Here is a 22,150-nt window from a genome sequence, read left to right on the forward strand (position 1 = left end):
CCGTGGCCGTCAACCGTTTGAAGCAGTGCCGCTCCATCGCCACCCGCTGCGACCGGACCGCCGAGTCCGGCAAGGCGACCGTCCCCCTCTCGTATCACCACTCGATTCCGAGGGTGGCGGACAAATGTGTCGCCCCGGCCTGCCGGGGACCGTAGCCTCGCCCGCATGAAGCTGCTCTCCGTCAATGTCGGCAGGCCCCGGCCCAACCCGTGGAAGGGCCTCAGCGCGACAGGGATCGACAAGCGGCCGGTTGATGGTCCCGTCTCCGTCATCGCCCCCGGCCCGAAGGGCACCGGCACGGTCGGTCTCGTGGGCGACCGCGTGTATGACGTGAAGCACCACGGTGGTTCGGACCAGGCCGTCTACGCCTATGCCCGCGAGGACCTCGACGGGTGGCAGGCCGAGCTGGGCAGGCCGATTGCCGGCGGCGCCTTCGGCGAGAACCTCACGACACTTGGCCTCGACGTCAACGACGCCCTGATCGGTGAGCGCTGGCGCATCGGGCCGCACGTGGTCCTGGAGGTGTCGTGCGCACGGATCCCGTGCGCCACGTTCCAAGGCTGGCTGGAGCGCGAGGGCTGGATCGGACGGTTCACGCAGGCCGCACTGCCGGGCGCGTATCTGCGCGTGATCGAGCCGGGGGAAATCCGTGCCGGCGACCCCGTCGAGATCGTGCACCGGCCCGACCACGATGTGAGCGTGGCGCTGTCCTTCCGCGCGATGACGCTCGAACCGGAACTGTTGCCGCGGTTGCTGGTCGCCGACGCGTTGCCCGAGGAGAGCAGAGAACTGGCCCGCAGGCGCACGACCACGTAGACGTCCGACATCACTGCACCGAGTCGGAGTTGCGCTCCTTCGCGGCTCCACACCACGTCACAGTGGAAGATCCGCTGTCCGTTTCGCGCAGCTCACTTCCCGGCGGCCGGCCGCCGGGATCACGTCGCGACGGCCGGACCGATCAGGGCGCCGGTTCCTCCGGCAGGGCCGCGTACAGGTCGCGGAACGCCGCGGTCAGGCTCGCGATCATCCGCCAGTACGTAAAGGCAACGGCGTCGGACGTGGCGCCGTCCGGCCGTACGGCCAGATCGAGGTTCCGGTACGCGACACGGAACAGCGCCCGGACGCCGCCACGGCCTTCCTGGTCGTAGCCGTAGTCCTCGACGGCCATCAAGGTCCGCAGATGTCCGATCAGTTCACTGGTCCCCGTGTCGATGACGTCACGTCGGGGACGTGTCGGGCGTTTCGCCAGCGCGTGGTCGACGGCCCGGGCGATCGCATCGAGATCGACGCCGGTGCCGGCGAGCGCGTGCTGAGGAGCGGCGTGAGGTTCGGTCCCGGTCACGGGTCCTCCTACCGGCGGCCGGGAGCACACCCGATTGCCTACAGATCTCCGAGGAATGGTGTTCCAAGGAGATCCCCATATGAACCTCCGCAGAAGGCAATTCGAGGTGCGGCCCGCTTGCGGACGACCGGAAATTTCTGGCGCCCGATCGCCCCACTGCCGGTGCCGGTTGTCGCTAACGTGAGTTCATGACGGGAAAGACCGGCAACGCCGTACTGGCCGATCGTATGAATGCTGCGGGTCTGATGCAGCACGAACTCGCAGCCCGGCTCAATGAGCACATCGAGCGGCTGACCGGCCGGCCCGGAACCCTTCAGGACCGGCATATCCGGAACTACCTGACCGGAAGAACCCGTTGGCCGCACAGCCGTCAACGGCAGGCTCTGGAGGCAGAATTCGGCTGCACGGCCGAAGAGCTCGGCTTCGTCCCCCGGCAGGGCTCCTCCTCGGCTGCCGTCCGAGCGACACCGGAGGATTCCGTGGAGCGACGAGCCTTCACCACCAGGGCTGCGGTGGCAGCCGCAGGCGTTGTCCTGCCCGCAGCGCGGAACAGCATCGGCTTCAGCGACGTCCGACGCATCGACCAAGCCCTGGACGCTCTGTACCAGGAAGAGAACAAGCTCGGCGGCACCAGTCGTATCGAAGCCCAGTTCCTGGGCTGGATGAACCATTCCCTGTCCCTGCTCAACAGTGGCCTCGCCTCGGCCCGCGTACGTTCCCTGCTCTATGCCACGGCCGCGAACGCGGCGAGCACCGCAGCCTGGGCCGCTCTCGACTCGCACCACCAGCAGCGGGCCGCGCAGCATCTCGAGCGTGCTGTCACTCTGGCCGGCCTGTCCGGAGATCCCGAAGCCGTTCACCGGGCGTGGAACAACGTCGCCATGCTTGCGGGGCAACGCGGACGCCCCATCGAGGCCTTGCATGCCGCGCAGGCAGCGCGGGACTCGGGCATGGCGCGGCGCGATCCTCTGTACGCGTCCCACGCCCACGTCCGGATCGCCCTCTCCCATGCGCGCATCCGCGACAAACAGCCCGCGCTACGCGCCCTGGGCCACGCGGAGGACGCGCTCGCCCGCACCGATCCGGCCCACCGCCCCACCTGGCTCGCCTACTACGACGGGGCGGAACTGCACGGCCTGGCCGGGATCGTTCACCAGCGGCTCGGCCGGCCCGAGCAGGCCGAAGCCCGCACCCATCAGGCACTTGCGCGGCTCAGCCCCGAACTCACCCGTAACCGGGTGTACTACACCGCCCAACTCGCTCTCGCCCAGCTCGATCAGGACGACATCGAGGCGGCGTGCGCGACGGCCGACCGCGCGCTCACCACAGCCGGAACCGCGCCCGGAAGCCACCGCATCAGCAGTCTCCTCGACGACTTCCGCCGTCGGCTGACCACGCATCCCTCCTCCCTCGCAAGCGAATGGCTGCGGCACACGACCGTGAAGGAGACCGCCGAATGACCCTCGATCTGCGGCACTGCGCGGACAGCGAACTGCCGGGCATCCGCCACGTCCTCCTGGACGTGTACGCGGAGGTGTACGCCGGTCAACTGGACGTGCCGTTCACCAGCCTTGAGCGTTTCGATCAACGACTGACGAATCACGCCAGAGGCACCGGCTGGGAAGCGGTGATCGGCTATGCCGGAACCGAACCCGTCGGCTACGCCTACGCCGCGCCCTTGCCCGACGACGCCCGCTGGTGGACACACATGACCACCCCCCTGCCCGAAGGTTTCACCAAAGAGACCGGGGCCCGCACGCTCGCCCTGTTCGAGTTGATGGTGCGCAAGCCGTGGCGGGACACGGGCACCGCGCACGCCATTCATGAGGAACTGCTCAGTCGCCGCACGGAGCAACGGGTCACGCTGCTGTGCGAGCGGGAACACCTCGGGGTCAAGGCGCTCTATGAGACGTGGGGATACGCCCACATAGGCGACCAGCGGCCCTTTCCCGACAGCCCACTGTTCGCCGTCATGGTGCGCGCCCTCCGCTGAGAGCGGGAGCGGTCGGTCGACGCGGCAGGACGCCCTAGGGTCTTTCGTTCGGATCAGGCCGGATCAGGGAGCGGGCCGCCGCGGAGCGGCTGATGTCACCGTGGCGCGTGCAGCTCCAAGACGGAGGAAGGAGCCCACGCGGAGCGAATGAGGTCTCCCCTGCTCGAGCGAAGCCGAGAGCTCCGGGAAGACCGACGACAACGCCGCAGATGTGCGTGCCGGACCCCGCGAGCCCAGCATGATCCGAACGAGAGGCCCTGAGGGCTGTCCCGTAATCCCTGGTGGATCAGCTCGCGGCGTCGGATGCGGTGCATCGCAAGGCGGAGGAGCGTCATCGTACCGGGCGTATTCGGGCGTTCCGACAACGCAGCGAGGTGCCGTAGCTGTCGTCGTGCGCCCGCCAGGGATTACGGGACAGCCGTTAGGTCAGGACCATCCAGCGTCGGCCGTCGATGAGTTCTCGTGCCGCGTCGAGGTGGCCGGCGTGGCACGCGGTTTCGGTGATGACGTGCAGCAGAACGTCCCGCAGGTTGTGCAGGTGCGGCTCGCCGAAGAGGTGGTGCGGCCACCAGGCCAGGCCGGTGTCCGCGGCTGTGGCGGCGATGACGGCATCTGCGAGGTCCGTCTCGTGGCGGTACCTTCCGAGGACGTCGGCGGCCGTCAGGTCGGGGCCTACCTGCCAGGCGTCGTCGCTGTCGTCCAGGGCTCGGACGACGTCCTTCTCACCGGCGACGACGGCGCGGAACCAGAACCGTTCGACGTCCAGCGAAAGGTGCTGCACGAGTCCCAGGCAGTTCCATCCGGACGGCAGCACGGCCTGCCGCAGCACATCCGCGTCCAGCCCGTCGAGGATTCCCACGATGTGGCGCCGCTGCCCTTCCAAGGCCCTGAGGAGCGCCCTGATCTCGCCGTTCGGTGGCGCTTCCCCGGTCACTTCGCGATCTCCCAGATGTGGCCACCAGGGTCGCGGAAGCTGGCGGTCCGGATTCCCCAGGGGCGGTCCATCGGCCCGTTCAGCAGCGTCACGCCTCGTGCGGTCAGCTCCTCGCACATCGCGTCCACGTCGTCCACGGCAAGCGTGAGCTGGAAACGGGATCCGGCGTCGGGCGACGCGACGCGCGCGGGCTCGATCAGCTCGTGCGCCTCGGTGGTCCTCAGCAGGTTGATGAGGGTGTCCCCGAAGCCGAATACGGCCGAGTTGTCGTCCTCGAAGATCACCGGCAGCCCGAAGGCCTCCCGGTAGAAACGTTTTGTGGTGTCCAGGTCCTCGACGAACAGGGTGAGGGCGCCGATGCCCCTGGGCCACGCAGGATTGCTTGTCTTGTCGGTCACGGTTACCGAGGATCTCCGAATCGGCGGTGCCGTGTACAGGGGGCGGTCGGCCCGGGCCGCCCCGCCCCCACCCGCGAGGCCTGATTGCGGGACGCTACAGCCAGCCCTTCTCACTCGCGATCCGCACCGCCTCCGCCCTGTTCCGCGCCGCCATCTTCTGGATCGCCGTGGACAGGTAGTTGCGGACCGTGCCCTGCGAGAGATGGAGCGCGGTGGCGATCTCCGCGTTGGTGGAGCCGTCGGCCGCCGTGCGCAGGACATCGCGTTCGCGTTCGGTCAGTGGGCTGGCCCCGTCGGCGAGCGCGGCCGCCGCCAGCGTCGGGTCGATGACGCGTTCCCCGGCGAGCACCTTGCGTACCGCTTCGGCGAGTTGGGCGGCGGGGGCGTCCTTCACCAGGAAGGCGTGCGCGCCCGACTCCATCGCGCGGCGCAGATAGCCGGGGCGGCCGAACGTCGTGACGACGACGACCTTCACGGCCGGGAGTTCGCTCCGCAGCAGTCCTGCCGCTTCGATTCCGGTCATGCCCGGCATCTCGATGTCGAGGAGCGCGACATCGACGGCGTGCTCGCGGGCCGCGGCGAGCACCTCGTCACCGCGGGCGACCTGGGCCACCACCTCGATGTCGGGTTCCAGACCGAGCAGCGCCGCGAGGGCCTCGCGCACCATGGACTGGTCCTCGGCGAGGAGGAGTCTGATCATGCTCATTCCCCGGATCCTAGGCCGGATCCGAGCGGAACACTGAGGGTGAGGGTAAAGCCTTTACCGGAAGCGGAGTTGGTGGGCCGGGTGGTCATCGTGCCGTCGACCGTGGCGAGCCGTTCGGTGATACCGGTGAGGCCGTTGCCCGGCTTCGTACCGGAGCCGCCCCGGCCGTCGTCAGCCACCGTGAGTTCCAGGATCCGGCCGCCGAGGGTCTGGCGTGGGGCGAGGGTGACCGTGCAGCGGCGGGCGCCGCTGTGGCGTACGACATTGGTGACGGCTTCCCGCAGCGCCCAGGCGAGGACTTCCTCCGGCTTCTCCGGAAGGTCGTCGGGGGGATCGGTCGGGACGTCGGCGGTGATGCCGGCGGCGGCGAGTGCGGTACGGGCTCCGGCCAGTTCGCCGGGGAGCGTCGGCCGCCGGTAGCCGGTGACAGCGCTGCGTACGTCCACCAGGGCCTGGCGGCTGACCTGTTCGATGTCGGCGACCTGGAGCGCCGCCTGGTCGGGGTGGTCGGGGAGCATCCGTCCGGCCAGCTCGCTCTTGAGCGTGATCAGGGAGAGCGAGTGGCCGAGCAGGTCGTGCAGATCGCGGGCGAGCCGCAGCCGCTCCTCGTTGGCGGCGAGCTGGGCGACGGTGGCGCGGGCCTCGCGCAGCTCGATCGTCGTACGGATCATCTGCCGTACGCCGGTCATCGCGAACCCGCCGAGGAGTGCGGGGACGACCAGAGCGGTGATGATCTCGCGCGGGTGGTCGCCGGTCAGGCCGATGCCGACGAGTAGGGCGGTGACGGCGGGGATCAGCCACCCGGCGGTCCGCAGGGGCAGGGTGGCTCCGACGGTGACGGAGACGTACACGAAGAGGACCAGCCACGGGGTGCCCAGCGTGAGGGAGAGGGCGACGGCCAGGGCGCCGAGGAAGACGATCGTCGTCCCGACCCGGCGACGGTCCAGCGCCTTCGACGTGTGGCGGAAGACGAGGACCAGGTACGTCCCGACGAAGACCACCAGGCCGAGGGCGCCCAGCGCGGTGGCCCACGGCGTGTGGTTGCCGTCGATGAGGTCCTTGACCGGGGCGCTCATGAACGCGAGCCAGATGCCGATCCAGAGCAGCTTGATGCCCACCTGGCGGCGGTTGGTCGGCGGGCGCCCGATCCCTACGAACGTCGCGTCGTCGTTCACGCCTTGAGGGTGTCCTTCCGGTAGAGCCAGGCCGCGCCACCCGCGAAGAGCAGGAAGTAGACGCAGAGGATGCCGACGTCCTTGGCGTGCGGCGAGCCGCCCATCTCGACGGCCTGGCCGAGTGAAGCGTACGCGTGGGTGGGCAGCCACTCGGAGATGTTCTGGAGCCACTGCGGGAAGGTCGCGCTGGGCATCCACAGGCCGCCGAGGATCGACAGCGCAAAGTAGATGATCATGGTGATCGGGCGGACCGCGTCGCCGCTGGCGATGTAGCCGATGGCGACCCCGAGCGCGGCGAAGACCAGCGAACCGGCCCAGATGACCCCGACCAGCGCGAACCACTGCCAGGCGTCCATCCGCACGTGCTTGACGGCAGCGGCGACCAGGAAGACGACCACGATGCACGGCAGGGTGACCACCGCGGCGCTGGCGATCTTCGCAATGACGTAGCCGCGGCTGGGCAGCGCGGTCAGGCGCAGCTGGCGGACCCAGCCCTTCTCACGCTCCTTGGCGATGCGCTCGCTGTTGCCCATCAGTACGGCGGTCAGCGCCCCGAACGAGGCCATCGAGACCATGAAGAAGGCCTGCAGCGTCAGGTCGGTGTGCGGGACCTTGTCGGTGGTGTTCTGCGTGCCGGAGATCAGCAGGTAGATCACCGACGGGTAGATGATCGAGAAGAACATGAACTTCTTGTTCCGCAGGGTGCGGGTCACTTCGAGCCTGATGAGTGTCCACGAGAAGAAATTCATCATGCGGTCCTGGCCTCCTCGGCCTCGGTGATGGCGACGAAGGCCTGCTCCAGGCCGAGTCCTGCGACTTCGAGTTCGCGCGGGTAGAGGCCGAGCGCGTAGACCGCGTGGACGGTCGCGTCGGCGTTGTGCGACTGGATACGGACCCTGTTGCCGCTGATGTCGAGCGTGGACAGGAACGGCAGGTCGCGCAGGGCCGTTTCGTCGATCGGGCCCTCCAGCTCGAAGGAGATCCGGCGGGCCCCGGCCTTCGCCTTGATCTCGGCCGCGGTGCCGTCGGCGAGGAGCCGGCCCTTGTGGAGGACGAGGACGCGGTCCGCGATCGCATCGGCCTCTTCGAGGTAGTGCGTGGCGAACAGGACGGTACGGCCCTGCTCGGCCTGCTCGCGCATGGTGGCCCAGAAGGCCTGGCGGGCGGTGACATCCATGCCGGTGGTCGGCTCGTCGAGGACGATCAGGTCGTTGGCCCCGGCGGTGGCGAGCGCGAACCGTACGCGCTGCTCCTGGCCGCCGGAGAGCTTGTTGACCATCCGGTCGGCGATCGACGCGATGCCCGCGCGTGCCAGGACGTCGGAGACCGGGTACGGGCGGGGGTGCAGCCGGCAGACGAGCCGGACGAGCTCCTCGACCGTGACGTCCTCCATCAGGCCGCCGCTCTGCAGCATCGCGCCGACCCGGCCCCGGGCGATCGCCTCCTGCGGGGACGTACCGAAGAGCCGGACGGTGCCGGAGTCCGCGGTGCGCAGGCCGAGGAGCAGATCGAGGGTGGAGGACTTGCCGGCGCCGTTGGGGCCGAGGAGCGCCACGGTCTCGCCGGGGTGCAGGTCGAGGGAGAGCCCGTCGACGGCGCGCACGTCCCCGTATGCCTTGCTGACCTGGTCGAAGCTGACCACGGCCGCTTGCGCGGTGGTGGCTTCGGTGACTGTCGTTGTCATGCGCCCAGCCTGGCGGAGCGGGGTGTCCGCCCGGCAGGGTCACGGGTCGTGAATCGAGGATGACAGATGTCATGCCGGACGCGTGACACCGCCCGTGTGCCGCCGCCGTGGCGTACGCATGGCACCGCCCCCGGCCGGAGGTCCGGGCGGGGGCGGGCGCCGTGCTGCGGCGGTACGGGTGGTGCTATCCGTTGCCGTCGAGGGCGATCGTGGCGGTGCGCTCGGCGGGGGTCTTGCCGAGCAGCGCGCTCTGCATGGCATGCGCCACGTCGTCCGCACTGAGCTGGTGCTTCTTGCCGTCACCCTTGGTGATCATGATGCCGTCGAAGACACCGTCGCAGAGGGTGTCGATTGCGGTCTTGTTGTAGACCTCGACCAGCCGGCCGTTGATCGCCTTCATGGACAGGATCTGCGGCAGCGACTTGGCGGGACCGAACTGGATCTCCTTGGGCCCGGCCTTGATGGTGATCAGGCCGGACATCGCGGGCTTCGCGAAGTCGTTCATGGCCCGGTCCAGTTCGGCCTGGTCGATGGTGGGCTCGCGGGTGGCGACGGGCAGTTCGACCGTGGCCGGCTTGCCCGTCTGCACCTGGGCGCGGTACGCGTCCCGGACCGAGATCATCGACCGGTTGACGTCCAGCGCCTTGCCCACCTTGCCGGGGACCTGGACGGCCTTGCCCGGCTCGAACTTGATCGTGCCGTCGTTGGCGGAGCCGGAGGCGCCCGCCAGATCGGTCAGCGCGACGCCGAGCTTCTCCTCGTCGACCGGGATCACCGGGTCGGCCACGCGTTCGCCGCCGAAGAGGGAGCCGATCACCGACACCGGGTTGTAGTCGCTGCCCGCGGCACCGCGCACGGTCTCCTGGCTGTCCAGCGAGAGACCTGCCTTCTCCGGCGCGAGCTGTGTGTTCTTGCCGTCCACGGACAGCTGGAGGGGCGTCTTGGCGCGCGTGCCGAGCGCCGCGTCCAGCTTGGCGACGGCCGCCTCCTTCGTGCCGCCGCCGATGTCGACGCCGAGAACGGTGGTGCCCTTGGGAACCTCGGAGTGGTTCATCAGCAGGCCCGCGCCGTACGCGACTCCGGCCAGACCGACGACTCCCGCGCAGAGCAGGACCAGCTTGGAGCGGCCCTTCTTCACGGGGGCCGGGGCAGGGCGGGCGGCGGCGGTGGGTGCCGAGGCGACGGGGCGAACCGGTCCACCCGGTCCGGTACCAGTCGGGCTGTCCGGGAGACCGGGCGTCGGGCCGGGACCCGGCACACCGGGACCCCCCGGACCGCCGGGACCACCGGGAGCGCCCGGCCGTGCGAACGGCGACGGGGCGGACGGCGAACGGTGCTCGGGCGGGACGACCGGGATGCCACTGGTGAGCGTGTCCCCGGAGACATTGGCACCGGAGCCCGGCGCCGCGAACTGCGGCGTCAGGACGGCCGTGTCGTCGGACATCCGCGGGGGTACACCACCGGGAGCACCGGGACCGGACACGCCGGACGGGCCACCGGGGCGTCCGGCGAATCCGTCCGCCCCACCGAGGTTCGGGGTGAGCGGCGAGGTGCCGCTGACCGGACCGGTGGTGGCACCGGACGGGCCCGGCGTACGCACACCGAGGTTCGGCGTGGCGCGCGGCCCGGGAATCTCGTCCCCACCGAACTCGTCACGGGCACCGGGGCGGGGCGCCCCCTGGTCGCCCGCGCGCTGCGGACCCTCCGAGAAGTACGGAAGGTCGGCGCGCGGCGGGGGCGGTCCGGCGGGCCCGGCAGATCTGCCGGCGTCCACGTCCGTACCGGCACCCGTGCCCACGCCCGGGCCACCGCCGGCCGGTGCGCCCGCGCCGCCGACCACCGACGTGTTCGTCGGAGCCTTGCGCGGGGCGAACCAGTCGCTGCCGCTCTTCTCTCTGGAGGGCTTGTCGGCGGCCGGTTCCGCGGCCGCCGCTCCGTCCCACGCCTCGTCGGCCGGTTCACCCTGTGCACCCGGTGCGCCGCTGGATGCGGGCCCGCCCGGACGCGGCGTGCTGCCTGTGCGCTCACGCGAGGCGTCCGCCTCGGCGTCGCTCATCGGCGTACGCATGACGACCGGCGGGATGGGGCGCGAGCCGGGGATGTTGATCCGGATACGCGTCGTCAGTGTCGTCTCGGTCCTCGGCTCTTCGGGCTGAGGCGCATCCGCAGACTCCGGGGACTCCTCAGGGGCGTCCTGCGAAGGGTGCAGCGACGGATACTGGCGTGATCCGTACGGCGGCGTACCCGACGGGTACGCGGCTCCCCCGCGCCCCTGGGGCCCGGAGGACGAACTGTCAGTTTCACGACTCAAAGCAGGTTCTCCCGATTGGCTCCGCCGCCCGTACTTCCCCCATGCCGCAGGCCAGGGGACGGCTCGGCGCGCGAACCACCATACTGGCCGCCGCCGCCGGGCACCCCGCGACCGGGGGAGACGGCGGCGCACCCCCCGGACGAACAGGGGGCATTACGGGATCGGACGTGGCACATTACTTGCCAGGTCGACCGCTGTCGGCACCTTGTCGAGGCGACCGCGACATGGTGGCACACATCACAGCGATCGCCATCCCGCCCAGCATGAAGAGGGTGAGCCCCAGTTCGTCGCCGAAGAGGTAGTCGCCCTCCGGCCGTCCGCCGAGCAGAACGACGACCGAAACCAGCCAGCCCGCGGCGGGCGCCAGGGCGCCGATCTGCGTGCCGGTGAGCAGCCGGCCGCCGTGGAACAGTCCGGCGGCGGCCACCAGGGCGAGCAGCAAACCGCCGGGGAACCAGGCGGCTTGGACGAACGCTCCGGCGATCCCGACGAGCACGCCGAGGACCGCGAGGCCCAGGTAGGCGCCGATGCGGCCGGGGTTCAGGGGCGCGGCGAGGCCGGTGGGCACGGGCTCTCCGGGCGGGATATCGGTTCGGGGCGGGCGCTGCTTGCCGTTGCTCATGGACGTGCTCCCGACTGTGCTTCCGGTGCGCCCGGTACGCCCGCGAAGAGATCGTGTTCCCGTACGCCCTCGGGCGCTCCGGAGGCTCCGCGCACCAACTCGTAGTACTCGATGGTGAAGACGGGCTGTCCCAGATCGTTCGAAAGGGCGAAGAACGGGCCGTCCACGGCGATCTGGGTGCTATGTGCCCGCATCGCCGCCGTCTTGGCAGCCGCGTGGGCCGCGCCGTCGATCTCCGTGGTGATCTGCGTGTCGTTCACCACACCCGGCAGGTCGTCGATCGCGGCGATTCCCGGGAAGGAGTCGGGGGCCGTGGCACGCAGTCGCGCGAAGGCCTGCTCGGCGACGGAGCGCGGCACCCGGTTCCAGTAGATCTTGTCGATGGTGTGCGGCGAGGTGTCCGGGGATGCCTGCGGGGCGTCGGGCCCGGTGCGGTAGGCGGGATCGGCCGCGAGATCCGCGGCGCGCATCGCGACGCGGTGCGCCTGGATGTGGTCCGGGTGCCCGTAGCCGCCGTCGGGGTCGTACGTGACGAGGACCTGCGGGCGTACCGAGCGGATCACCTCCACGAGGTACGCGGCGGCGTCGTCGACGTCCGTGTTCCAGAAGGCGCCGGGCCGGTGGTTCTGCTCGGCACCCATCATTCCGGAGTCGCGGAACCGGCCGGGTCCGCCGAGGAACCGGTGGTCGGCGACCCCGAGCTCCTTCATCGCGGCGGCGAGTTCACCGATGCGATGGGTGCCCAGGGTGTCGTCCCGGTCGGCCACGAGGTGCGCGAGCTCGGGCGGGATGACCTCGCCCTCCTCGCCGAGCGTGCAGGTCACCAGGGTGACCTGGGCGCCCTGGGCCGCGTACAGGGCCATGGTGGCGCCGTTGTTGATCGACTCGTCGTCGGGGTGCGCGTGCACCAGGAGCAGACGACGGGCGGGAAGGTCCGTCATGGGACCCACCCTACGAGCCGACCGGCCCACGGTCCGACCGTGGCGGGCGGCCCGGGCCCCGGGTCAGAACTTGATGCCCCCGATCATGCCGGCCACATTCGTGGTCAGTTCCGAGATGGTGGGCGCAATGGACGAACTGGCGAGATAGAAACCGAGCAGCATGCAGACCACCGCATGTCCGCCCTTCAGTCCGGATTTCCGGATCAGCAGGAAGACGACGATCGCCAGCAGCACCACCGCCGAAATCGAGAGTGCCACGGCGGTTCACCTCCATCAGTACGGTCGGGGACAGGCAGCACGCATGGAGCCAGCAGGTTCTTACCCACCGAGCGCTACGGATCATAACTATCCGTGCCACCGCATTGATCGGGGCACAGCAGCACGAGGGGCGCACGACCGGGTGGTCGGGTGCTCTGTCGGGTCCGGGGACCGACGCCCCATCAGGCCCTAGGGTTCGGGGTTATGACCTTGCAGAAGCTTTCGTTTCCCCGACAGCACGCCAGGACTCAGCGGTTCACCCTCGGCGCTCCCCGTGCGTTCACCGTCTCGCCGGACGGGCAGCGGGTGATCTTCCTGCGGTCGGCCTCCGGCACGGACCGGTCCAACAAGCTCTGGATGCTGGACCTGGCGGCCGACGGCACGCCGAAGGAGCGGGTCGTCGCCGACCCCGGGACGCTGCTGGGCGGTTCGGCGGAGAAGCTGTCGGCGCAGGAGCGGGCGCGGCGCGAGCGGAGCCGTGAGGGGTCCTCGGGGATCGTCGGCTACGCGGTGGACTCGGCGGCCGAGTTGGCGGCGTTCGCGCTCTCCGGGAAGGTCTACGTCGCCGAGTTGCGGGCCGGTTCGACGCGCGCACTGCCGGTTCCCGGTCCGGTGCTCGACCCCCGGCCGTCGCCCGACGGGCGCCACGTCGCGTACGTGTCGAAAGGCGCACTGCGGGTCGTGGGGGCGGAGGGTGACGGGGACCGGGCGCTCGCGGAGCCGGAGGACGCGCACATCTCGTACGGTCTCGCGGAGTTCATCGCGGCCGAGGAGATGCAGCGCTCGCGCGGGTTCTGGTGGTCTCCGGAGTCGGACCGGCTGCTGGTCGCCCGGGTCGACGACAGCGCGGTGAAGCGGTGGTGGATCGCCGACCCGGCGCACCCGGACCGCAAGCCCGCCGAGGTGGCGTACCCGGCGGCGGGGACGCCCAACGCCGACGTGCGGCTCCTGGTGCTGGGGCTGGACGGCACCCGCACCGAAGTGGTGTGGGACCGGGCACGCCATCCGTATCTGGCACAGGTGCACTGGTCGTCCCAGGGCGCCCCGCTGATCCTTGTCCAGGCCCGTGACCAGCGCAGTCAGCTCTTCCTCGCGGTGGACCCGGAGAGCGGTACGACGCGGACGGTCCATGTCGACGAGGACCCGGTGTGGCTGGACCTCTTCGCCGGGGTGCCCGCGTGGGCGCCGGACGGGCGGCTGGTGCGGATCGTGGACGAGGGCGGGGCGCGGGTGCTCTCGGTCGGAGACCGGCCGCTGACCGGGGCGCAGTTGCAGATCCTGGCGGTCCTGGACATCGGTGAATCGGATGTCCTGGTGACGGCGTCGGCGGGCGAGGAGGCCGCGGAGCCGGAGATCGGCGAGAGCCATGTGTACCGGGTCAACGAGCTGGGCGTGGAGCGGGTCTCCGAGGGGGCGGGAGTGCACTCGGCGGTCCGGGCGGGCGGGGTGACCGTGCTGGTCTCCACCTCGCTGGAGCGGCCCGGCGCCGCGGTGCGGGTACTGCGGGACGGCAAGCAGATCGCCACGGTCGCGACATATGCGGAGGAGCCGGTTCTGTCGCCGCGGGTGCAGCTCACCGAGGGGGGCGCACACCGGATTCCGTGCGCCGTGCTGCTCCCCACCGACTATCAGGAGTCGGACGGTCCGCTTCCCGTCCTGATGGATCCGTACGGTGGGCCGCACGGCCGGCGGGTCGTCGCCGCGCACAATCCGCACCTCACCTCGCAGTGGTTCGCCGACCAGGGCTTCGCGGTGGTCGTCGCGGACGGCCGCGGGTCTCCGGGGCGCTCCCCCGCCTGGGAGAAGGCGATCCGGGACAACCTGGTCCTCACCCTGGACGACCAGGTGGAGGCCGTGCACGCACTCGCCGAAAGGTTCCCGCTGGATCTCTCCAAGGTGGCGATCCGCGGCTGGTCGTACGGCGGATATCTCGCTGGCATGGCCGTACTGCGACGGCCCGACGTCTTCCACGCGGCGGTCGTGGGTGCTCCGGTGACCGATCAGCGGCTGTACGACACCCATTACACCGAGCGCTATCTCGGTGACCCGACGACACAGCCCGAGGTGTACGCGTACAACTCGCTGCTCACCGACGAGGGGTTGTCCGAGGCCGCGGACCAGGTCCGGCCGATGATGATCATCCACGGTCTGGCGGACGACAACGTGGTGGTCGCCCACTCACTGCGGCTGTCGTCGGCGCTGCTCTCGGCCGGGCGGCCGCATGAGGTGCTGCCGCTCAGCGGGGTGACACACATGACTCCGCAGGAGCAGGTTGCGGAGAATCTGCTTCTGCTGCAGGTGGACTTCCTGAAGCGGTCGCTGGGGCTGAGCGAGTAGTTGCGGCCGCTCGGTCCGACACTGCAGGGCCGTGGTCGACGGGCAACCGGCCGGGGGACTCGAAAGCCCTCCCGGCCGGTTCACGGCACCCGCACGGCCGTACACCGTTCATGCTGGCGCGTTCGTATATCGGACGTGCGACAGCCGAGTTGCCCATGCGTTAACGAATGCGGGGGCCGGCGCCCGGCTCCCCCGGCTCTTCGAGCCCCTCCCTCGGTCCTTCCGGCTGCTCGGCGGGCTCCTGGGCGGGCTCCTCGCCGGGCGGCACCACCTGCTTCTCCTCCGCGAAGTGGCACGCCGAGTCGTGATGGGCCGGGGTGTCCGTCAGCCGGAAGACCGCGGGGACCGCGAGCAGCGGCACCTCCAGTGCGCACCGCTCCTGGGCCTTCCAGCAGCGAGTGCGGAAGCGGCAGCCGGACGGCGGGTTGGCCGGGGACGGCACGTCGCCGTGCAGGACGATCCGCTCCCGGTGCTCGCGCGCCATCGGGTCGGGCACCGGGACCGCCGACAGCAGCGCCTGGGTGTACGGGTGCGTGGGGTGGTCGTAGATCTGTTCGTCCGTACCGATCTCGGCGAATCGGCCCAGATACATGACGCCGACCCGGTCGGAGATGTGCCGGACGATGGACAGGTCGTGCGCGATGAAGACGTAACTCAGATTGAACTCCGCCTGCAGCCGGTCGAGCAGGTTGATCACCTGGGCCTGCACGGAGACGTCGAGCGCGGAGACCGGTTCGTCGGCGACGATGATCTCCGGGTTGAGCGCGAGGCCGCGGGCGATGCCGATGCGCTGGCGCTGACCGCCGGAGAACTGGTGCGGATAACGGTTGATGTACTCCGGGTTGAGACCGACGACATCCAGGAGGTCCTGCACCTTGCGGCGCCGGTCGCCCTTGGGTGCCACCTCGGGGTGGATCTCGTAGGGCTCCCCGATGATGTCGCCGACCGTCATCCGCGGGTTGAGCGAGGTGTACGGGTCCTGGAACACCATCTGGATGTTCCGGCGTACGGCCTTCAGCGCGCGGCCGGACAGCTTGGTGATCTCCTCGCCCTTGTACTTGATCGAGCCGGCCGTCGGCTGTTCCAGATGGACGAGCATCCTGGCGACGGTCGACTTGCCGCAGCCGGACTCCCCCACGATGCCGAGGGTCTCGCCCGCGGCCAGTTGGAAGGAGACGCCATCGACCGCCTTGACCGCACCGACCTGCTTCTTGAACAGGATGCCCTGGGTCAGCGGATAGTGCTTGACGAGGTCGCGGACCTCCAGAATGGGTTCGCCGCCCGCGCGGATGCTCCCCTGCTCAGCGTGCATCGAGCGTCTCCTTCCAGAAGTAGCAGGCGCTCTCGCGGTGCTGGGCCACCTCGAACAGCGGCGGTACCTCGCCGCGGCAGATGTCCTGGGCCAGCGGGCAGCGGGGGTTGAAGGCGCAGCCGGGCGGGATGTGCAGCAGGTTGGGCGGCAGCCCCTTGATCGCGTACAGCTCCTGGCCCTTCTGGTCCAGCCGTGGGATCGACTGGAGGAGGCCCTTGGTGTACGGGTGGGCGGGGGCCTTGTAGATCTCGTGGACGGGGGCCGACTCCACGATCCGGCCCGCGTACATCACGGCGATGTAGTCGGCGACGTCCGCGACCACGCCCAGGTCGTGGGTGATCAGGATGAGTCCCATGTTGAGCTCGCGCTGGAGCTCGGCGAGCAGGTCCATCACCTGGGCCTGGACGGTCACATCGAGGGCGGTGGTGGGTTCGTCCGCGATGATCAGCGAGGGTTCCAGCGCCATCGCCATGGCGATCATGATGCGTTGGCGCATGCCACCGGAGAACTGGTGCGGGTAGTTCCCGACGCGTTCCTTGGCGGCCGGGATGCGGACCCGGTCCATCAGCTCGATGGCTTTCGACCGGGCATCCTTGCGGGACATCCCGCGGTGCACGACGAACATCTCGCCGAGCTGGTCCCCCACGCTGAGCACGGGGTTGAGGGACGACAGCGCGTCCTGGAAGATCATGGCCATCTCCTGGCCGCGGATCTTCCGGCGCTCGTCGGCCTTGAGCTTCAGCAGATCGCGGCCCTTGAAGATGATCTCGCCGCTGCTGATCTTCCCCGGTGGCATGTCGAGAATGCCCATGATCGCCTGTGCCGTGACCGACTTGCCGGAGCCGGACTCGCCGAGGACGGCGAGCGTCTCACCCTCGGCCACCGAGTAGTTGACCCCGTTGACGGCTTTGGCCACTCCGTCCCGGGTGTGGAACTCCACGTGCAGATCGCGCACTTCGAGCAACATGGCAACGGGCTCCTCAGCGCAGCTTGGGGTCGAGGGCGTCGCGCACCGCGTCGCCGAGCATGATGAACGCGAGCACGGTGATCGCCAGCGCTCCGGCGGGCCAGAGCAGCATGTGCGGGGCGTTGCGGATGTACTGGGAGGCTGCCGAGATGTCGATGCCCCAGGAGACTGCCGGCGGTTTCAGACCGACGCCGAGGAACGAGAGCGTCGCCTCCAGAGAGATGTACGTGCCCAGGGCGATGGTCGCGACGACGATCACGGGGGCGACCGCGTTGGGGGCGATGTGGCGAAGCATCATCCGGGAGTTGGAGGCGCCGAGCGCGCGGGCCGCCTGGACGTAGTCGTTCTGCTTGGCGGTGATGACCGAGCCACGGGCGATACGGGCGATCTGCGGCCAGCCCAGCAGCACGATGAATCCGATCACCGGCCAGACGGTCGAGCTGGTCACCACGGAGAGGAAGACCAGGCCGCCGAGGACGACCGGGATGCCGAAGAAGATGTCGGTGATACGGGACAGGAACGAGTCCCACCAGCCGCCGAAGAAGCCGGCCAGCCCGCCCAGGATGCCGCCGAGGATCGAGACTCCCACGGTGGCGCAGACGCCCACGGTGACCGATGTCCTGGCCCCGTAGACGGTACGGGTGTAGACGTCGCAGCCCTGGCCGTCGAAGCCGAACGGGTGGCCGGGCTGGGAGCCCTCCTGCGCCTTGCCCAGGTCGCAGTTGAGAGGGTCCTGGTCCGCGATCAGCGACGGCCAGATCGAGATGATCACCAGGAAGAGGATGATCAGGGAAGAGATGATGAAGACCGGGTTGCGGCGCAGGTCGCGCCAGGCGTCGGACCAGAGACTGCGGGGCTTCTCGGCCGGTCCGGTGCCCTCGGGGCCGCCCGGTGTCTTCTCCAGCGTCTCCCCCTGCGCCATGGCGAGATCCATGGCCGCTCCTGCCCCGCCCGGGGAGATCGCTTCGTCCGGCGTCTGCTCAGGCATAGCGGATCCTCGGGTCGAGTACGGCGTACAAGAGGTCGACGATCAGGTTGGCCGCCAGGAAGACGAGGACCAGGACGGTGACGAACCCGACGACGGTCTGGGAGTTCTGGCGCAGGATGCCCTGGTAGAGCTGGTAGCCGACGCCGTGGATGTTGAAGATGCGCTCCGTGACGATCGCCCCGCCCATCAGGGCGCCCACGTCCGTACCGATGAAGGTGACGACGGGGATCAGCGAGTTGCGCAGCAGGTGCCGGAGGACGACCCGGCGCCTGGGGAGGCCCTTGGCGGTGGCGGTACGGACGTAGTCGGCGCGGGCGTTCTCGGCGATCGAGGTCCGGGTGAGCCGGGTGACGTACGCCAGGGAGACCGAGGCGAGGACGAGTCCGGGGACGAGGAGTTCGTTGAACGGCGCCTCGGGGGAGACGGACGGTTTGATGACGCCCCACTCCACGCCGAGGAGGAGCTGGAGCAGCAGACCGGTGACGAAGGTCGGGATGGAGATGACGACCAGGGTCAGGATCAGCACCGTGGTGTCGACGGGCCGGCCGCGGCGCAGGCCGGTGATGACGCCGAGGGTGATGCCGATGACGACCTCGAAGACGATCGCGACGATGGTGAGCCGGATGGTGATGGGGAAGGCGGTGCCCATCAGCTCGGTGACCTTCTGGCCGTTGAACGCGGTGCCGAAGTCGCCGGTGAAGACATTGCCCATGTAGGTGGCGTACTGCTGCCAGACCGGCTTATCGAGGCCGAATTCCGAGCGGAGCTGGGCGGCGGTCGCCGGATCGCACTGGCGATCGCCGCAGAGACCCGCGATGGGGTCGCCCATCACGTTCACCATGAGGAAGATCAGCAGCGTGGTGCCGAAGAAGACCGGAATCATCTGCAGCAGCCGCCGGATCACATAACGTCCCATGAAGACTCCGGAGGTCGCGGGGGTCGGTGGCGCGGGGATGGGGAAGCCGGATGGCCGGTGCGGCACAGCGCACCGGCCATCCGGCCCTGCGGGGTTACTTGACCTTGATCTGCTCGTACACCGGGACGCTGAACTGGTTCAGCGCGACGTTGGTGATCTGCTCCGAGTAGCCGGCGCTGCCGTTCTGGTACCAGAGCGGGATGACGGGCATCTGCTCGGCAAGGACCTTCTCCGCGTCCTGGAAGGTGGAGACGGCCTTGGCCTTGTCGGACTCGGCGTTGGCCTTGTCGACCAGGGAATCGAACTTCTTGTTGCTCCACTTGCCGTCGTTGGACGAGGCGTTGGTGTAGTAGAGGGGCTGCAGGAAGTTCTGGATCAGCGGGTAGTCCATCTGCCAGCCCGCGCGCCAGGCGCCGGTGAGCTTCTGCTGGGAGACCTGACTGCGGAAGTCGGCGAAGGTGCCGACCGGGGAGCCGACGCAGGCCTTGTTGTTCCCCATCGCCTTGTTGATGCTGTTGCAGACGGCATCGACCCATTCCTTGTGCGAGCCGGTGTCCGCGTTGTAAGAGATCTTCAGCTGGCCGCCGGGGATGCCGCCGCCCTCCTGGATCAGCTTCTTGGCGTTCGCCGCGTTGTATTCGCACGGGGCCCCGCACAGCCCTTCCTTGAAGCCGCCGTCCGCGCCGAGGACCGGGGACGTCCAGTCGGAGGCGGGGGTGCGGGTCTTCTGGAAGATCTGGTCGGTGATCTGGTCGCGGTTGATCGCCATCGACAGGCCCTGGCGGACCTTGATGCCGCCGGGGGTGTCCCACTTCTTGTCGTAGAAGGGGAAGGCGAGGGTCTGGATGATGCCGGCCGGGGTGTTGATGTACCGGTCGCCGAGGTCCGCCTTGACGTTCTTCAGCTGAGAGGCCGGTACGTCGTCGACGAGGTCGAGGTTGCCCGCGATCAGATCGGTGTAGGCGGTGTTGTTGTCGGTGTAGACCTTGAGGTCGATGCCGCCGTTCTGCGCCTTGTCGTCACCGGGGTACTTGTCCCACTTGCGCAGGCTCATCGAGGAGCCCTTGGTGTACTTGTCGATGGTGTACGGACCGTTGCCGACGGGTTTGGCGAGCCAGCCGGCGTGGTCGGTGAAGAAGGCCTGCGGCAGCGGGGCGAAGGCCGGGTAGCCGAGGGTGTCCGGCCAGAGCGAGAACTTCTGCGTCAGCTTCACCGTGAAGGTCATCGGGTCGACGACCTTGAGGCCGGAGAGCTTCCCGGCGCTGGCACTGCCGGTGTCGGGGTGGACCTTGTCGTAACCGTCGATGTATCCGAAGAAGTAGGCGTTCTTCTGATTGTTCTTCAGCAGGGCGCCGTAGTTCCAGGCGTCCACGAAGGACTTCGCGGTGATCTTCTCGCCGTTGCTGAAGGTCCAGCCGTCCTTCACCGTGATCGTGAAGTTCTGCGAGTCGGTGGTCTCGATCTTCTGGGCGAGCATGTTCGTCGCCGCACCGGTCTTCGGGTCGTACACCTTCAGCCCCCGGAAGATCATGTCGAGGACCTTGCCGCCCTGCACCTCATTGGTGTTGGCGGGCTCCAGCGGGTTCTGCGGGTCACCCCAGGAGGAGCTGACGATCCCATTGGCGCCGCCACCACCGCCACCGCCGCCCCCGCCGCCGCCACCGCAGGCCGTCGCCACCAGGGCGACGGTCACGGCACCTGCGGCCCACTTGGCCTGTGTGGCTCCGCGCATGGAAATGCCTCCTCGTCGAGCTCCGTCTCACGTGGAGTCAAATATCACCTCATCACTTACCTTCTGCACATTTACACCACCCATCCGAGCGCCGCGGTACCCCCACGGGCGCAATCCGGTGAGCAGCGGGTTGATAACGGCCGCGCATCGAACGCGCATCACCCACGCATCCAATTGGGTGGATGTACGAATTCCGAGACAGTGCCGCCCGCATATCGGACTCATTGCCGGGTTCCTCCTCGCATGCGACGAACATCCTTTCGATTGAGTCATGAGGCGGCAAAGCGGAGGGCAACCATTGGTCATGTATCCGTCAAGGTCCCAAAGAGCACCTCAAGTCAACCGGACATTCATTGACCCTCCGTGAATTGCGTTGAAAAAGTCCGAGTAGCCCGTAGGTGTTGCCCTGCGGAGTCCTTCGACCCTCGGGCCAGGAGCACCATGACGATTCCAATCCCGCACACAACCGCTCCTCTTGAGGTAGTGGATGCGAAGGCGCCGCCGGCGCCGGATCCTTCGGCTCCCAAGGGCGGCGAGGGCCGTTCGCCGGGGAAGTTGGCCTGGCGGCGCTTCAAGCGCGACCGCACCGGCATGTTTTCTGCCTACGTGGTCATCGCCTTCTTCGTGGTGGCCCTCTGCGCCCCACTGATCGCCAAGCTGTACGGCAAGGATCCGTACACGACCTACGGCCAGAACGACACGAGCCTGCTCGACGACTTCGGCTCCCCGGTCCTGCCCAACGGCGGTATCAGCAGCGACTTCTGGTTCGGCATCGAGCCCGGACTCGGCCGGGACGTCTTCACGTTCCTGCTCTACGCCATACGTAACTCGCTGCTCATCGCGGCGGCCACGACCCTGCTGGTGACGGCGATCGGAATCGCCGTCGGCATCACGGCGGGCTATCTCGGCGGGAAGACCGATTACCTCGTCGGCCGGGTCATCGACATCCTGCTGGCTTTCCCCTCCACGCTCTTCTTCATCGCCTTCTGGCCGGTGATGATCTCGATCCTGGTCTCGCCGGAGGAGAACACCCCGGTCTGGCTGACCGTCGTCAGTCTCATCTCGGTGATGACCGCCTTCGGCTGGGCGTCCATCGCGCGTCTGCTGCGCGGCGAGGTACTCGCCCTGCGCGAGCGCGAGTTCATCGAGGCGGCCAAGGTCACCGGCGCATCGCCGACGCGGATCATCTTCAAGGAACTGCTTCCCAACCTCTGGACGCCGATCCTCATCCAGGCGACCCTCGCGCTGCCCGCATACGTCACGGCCGAGGCGGGCCTCGCCTTCCTCGGTGTCGGGCTCACCTCCCCGACACCCGACTGGGGCGTGATGATCCAGCGCGGATCGGACGTCTACCAGAGCGACATCACGTTCATGCTCTTCCCCGGCGTCACGATGGTGATCTTCGTGATCGCCTTCAACCTCCTGGGCGACTCGGTGCGTGACGCACTGGACCCGAAGACCAAGCGCTGAACCGTACTTCCTCCGACCGGGCGACGGGGCCCGCCGGATCCATCGTTTCTCTCCCTCGACCAGA

The 22,150-nt window shown here is 68.9% G+C and carries 21 protein-coding genes; 5 read left to right on the forward strand and 16 right to left on the reverse strand.

The features are described 5' to 3' along the window. The first annotated feature begins 165 nt into the window (after positions 1-165). Positions 166-816: an MOSC domain-containing protein gene (locus ACIA8E_RS02850; protein ID WP_399293527.1), complete on the forward strand. Its 651-nt coding sequence runs from the start codon at positions 166-168 to the stop codon at positions 814-816. Positions 817-958: 142 nt separating this feature from the next. Here the strand turns inward: ACIA8E_RS02850 and ACIA8E_RS02855 are convergent, their stop codons facing one another. Next, positions 959-1,342, reverse strand: a complete 384-nt coding sequence (locus ACIA8E_RS02855) for a hypothetical protein (protein ID WP_399293530.1) — start codon at positions 1,340-1,342, stop codon at positions 959-961. A gap of 188 nt (positions 1,343-1,530) precedes the next feature. Here ACIA8E_RS02855 and ACIA8E_RS02860 point away from each other — a divergent pair, with 188 nt between their 5' ends. Then, positions 1,531-2,802, forward strand: a complete 1,272-nt coding sequence (locus tag ACIA8E_RS02860; RefSeq protein ID WP_399293532.1) for an XRE family transcriptional regulator — start codon at positions 1,531-1,533, stop codon at positions 2,800-2,802. After that, entirely contained in the window at positions 2,799-3,335 is a 537-nt protein-coding gene (locus ACIA8E_RS02865; protein ID WP_399293535.1) for an N-acetyltransferase, read from the forward strand. The genes ACIA8E_RS02860 and ACIA8E_RS02865 overlap by 4 nt, the downstream gene beginning before the upstream one ends. A 421-nt stretch (positions 3,336-3,756) precedes the next feature. Here ACIA8E_RS02865 and ACIA8E_RS02870 read toward each other — a convergent pair whose 3' ends face one another. From ACIA8E_RS02870 to ACIA8E_RS02915, 10 genes are all read right to left on the reverse strand, one after another. Further along, positions 3,757-4,269, reverse strand: a complete 513-nt coding sequence (locus ACIA8E_RS02870; protein WP_399293538.1) for a DUF664 domain-containing protein — start codon at positions 4,267-4,269, stop codon at positions 3,757-3,759. Then, positions 4,266-4,667 (reverse strand): VOC family protein, encoded by a 402-nt coding sequence (locus tag ACIA8E_RS02875; protein ID WP_399293541.1) that lies wholly within the window; start codon positions 4,665-4,667, stop codon positions 4,266-4,268. The genes ACIA8E_RS02870 and ACIA8E_RS02875 overlap by 4 nt, the downstream gene beginning before the upstream one ends. Before the next feature lie 94 nt (positions 4,668-4,761). Further along, positions 4,762-5,373 carry a response regulator transcription factor gene (locus ACIA8E_RS02880; protein WP_399293544.1) on the reverse strand — a complete coding sequence of 204 codons (612 nt, stop codon included), beginning with the start codon at positions 5,371-5,373 and terminating at the stop codon, positions 4,762-4,764. Beyond that, on the reverse strand, positions 5,370-6,548 hold the full coding sequence (locus ACIA8E_RS02885; protein ID WP_399293546.1) for a sensor histidine kinase: 1,179 nt from the start codon (positions 6,546-6,548) through the stop codon (positions 5,370-5,372). Before ACIA8E_RS02885 ends, ACIA8E_RS02880 begins: the two co-directional genes overlap by 4 nt. Then, the gene (locus ACIA8E_RS02890) at positions 6,545-7,300 is read right to left on the reverse strand and encodes an ABC transporter permease (protein ID WP_399293549.1); all 756 of its coding nucleotides are present in this window, start codon (positions 7,298-7,300) and stop codon (positions 6,545-6,547) included. Before ACIA8E_RS02890 ends, ACIA8E_RS02885 begins: the two co-directional genes overlap by 4 nt. Continuing rightward, on the reverse strand, positions 7,297-8,232 hold the full coding sequence (locus tag ACIA8E_RS02895; protein WP_399293551.1) for an ABC transporter ATP-binding protein: 936 nt from the start codon (positions 8,230-8,232) through the stop codon (positions 7,297-7,299). Before ACIA8E_RS02895 ends, ACIA8E_RS02890 begins: the two co-directional genes overlap by 4 nt. Before the next feature lie 184 nt (positions 8,233-8,416). Next, positions 8,417-10,543, reverse strand: coding sequence for a hypothetical protein (locus tag ACIA8E_RS02900; protein ID WP_399293554.1), 2,127 nt, complete (start codon positions 10,541-10,543; stop codon positions 8,417-8,419). A gap of 175 nt (positions 10,544-10,718) precedes the next feature. Further along, a complete protein-coding gene (locus ACIA8E_RS02905) occupies positions 10,719-11,165 on the reverse strand; it encodes a DUF6113 family protein (protein ID WP_399293557.1) in 447 nt (148 codons plus the stop codon). Next, complete coding sequence (mshB, locus tag ACIA8E_RS02910; protein ID WP_399293560.1) at positions 11,162-12,106, reverse strand: N-acetyl-1-D-myo-inositol-2-amino-2-deoxy-alpha-D-glucopyranoside deacetylase; 945 nt, start codon at positions 12,104-12,106, stop codon at positions 11,162-11,164. The genes ACIA8E_RS02905 and mshB overlap by 4 nt, the downstream gene beginning before the upstream one ends. Positions 12,107-12,169: 63 nt before the next feature. Further along, entirely contained in the window at positions 12,170-12,364 is a 195-nt protein-coding gene (locus tag ACIA8E_RS02915; RefSeq protein ID WP_030915260.1) for a hypothetical protein, read from the reverse strand. A gap of 204 nt (positions 12,365-12,568) precedes the next feature. Between ACIA8E_RS02915 and ACIA8E_RS02920 the strand changes: the two genes are divergently transcribed. After that, entirely contained in the window at positions 12,569-14,701 is a 2,133-nt protein-coding gene (locus tag ACIA8E_RS02920) for a prolyl oligopeptidase family serine peptidase (RefSeq protein ID WP_399293563.1), read from the forward strand. A gap of 160 nt (positions 14,702-14,861) precedes the next feature. Here ACIA8E_RS02920 and ACIA8E_RS02925 read toward each other — a convergent pair whose 3' ends face one another. The 5 genes from ACIA8E_RS02925 to ACIA8E_RS02945 form a co-directional block, all read right to left on the reverse strand. Next, positions 14,862-16,013, reverse strand: coding sequence for an ABC transporter ATP-binding protein (locus ACIA8E_RS02925; protein WP_399293565.1), 1,152 nt, complete (start codon positions 16,011-16,013; stop codon positions 14,862-14,864). Beyond that, a complete protein-coding gene (locus ACIA8E_RS02930) occupies positions 16,003-16,980 on the reverse strand; it encodes an ABC transporter ATP-binding protein (RefSeq protein WP_399293568.1) in 978 nt (325 codons plus the stop codon). Before ACIA8E_RS02930 ends, ACIA8E_RS02925 begins: the two co-directional genes overlap by 11 nt. A 13-nt stretch (positions 16,981-16,993) precedes the next feature. Beyond that, positions 16,994-17,968, reverse strand: coding sequence for an ABC transporter permease (locus ACIA8E_RS02935; protein ID WP_313939018.1), 975 nt, complete (start codon positions 17,966-17,968; stop codon positions 16,994-16,996). After that, entirely contained in the window at positions 17,961-18,884 is a 924-nt protein-coding gene (locus ACIA8E_RS02940; RefSeq protein WP_313939017.1) for an ABC transporter permease, read from the reverse strand. Before ACIA8E_RS02940 ends, ACIA8E_RS02935 begins: the two co-directional genes overlap by 8 nt. Before the next feature lie 94 nt (positions 18,885-18,978). After that, the gene (locus ACIA8E_RS02945) at positions 18,979-20,616 is read right to left on the reverse strand and encodes an ABC transporter substrate-binding protein (protein ID WP_399293572.1); all 1,638 of its coding nucleotides are present in this window, start codon (positions 20,614-20,616) and stop codon (positions 18,979-18,981) included. Between the two features lie 441 nt (positions 20,617-21,057). On the opposite strand from ACIA8E_RS02945, the gene ACIA8E_RS02950 reads away from it, so the two are divergent. Continuing rightward, positions 21,058-22,086 carry an ABC transporter permease gene (locus tag ACIA8E_RS02950; protein WP_399293575.1) on the forward strand — a complete coding sequence of 343 codons (1,029 nt, stop codon included), beginning with the start codon at positions 21,058-21,060 and terminating at the stop codon, positions 22,084-22,086. Positions 22,087-22,150: the final 64 nt, after the last annotated feature.

The sequence above is a fragment of the Streptomyces sp. NPDC051664 genome (genome assembly GCF_044453545.1).
Lineage (GTDB): Bacteria > Actinomycetota > Actinomycetes > Streptomycetales > Streptomycetaceae > Streptomyces.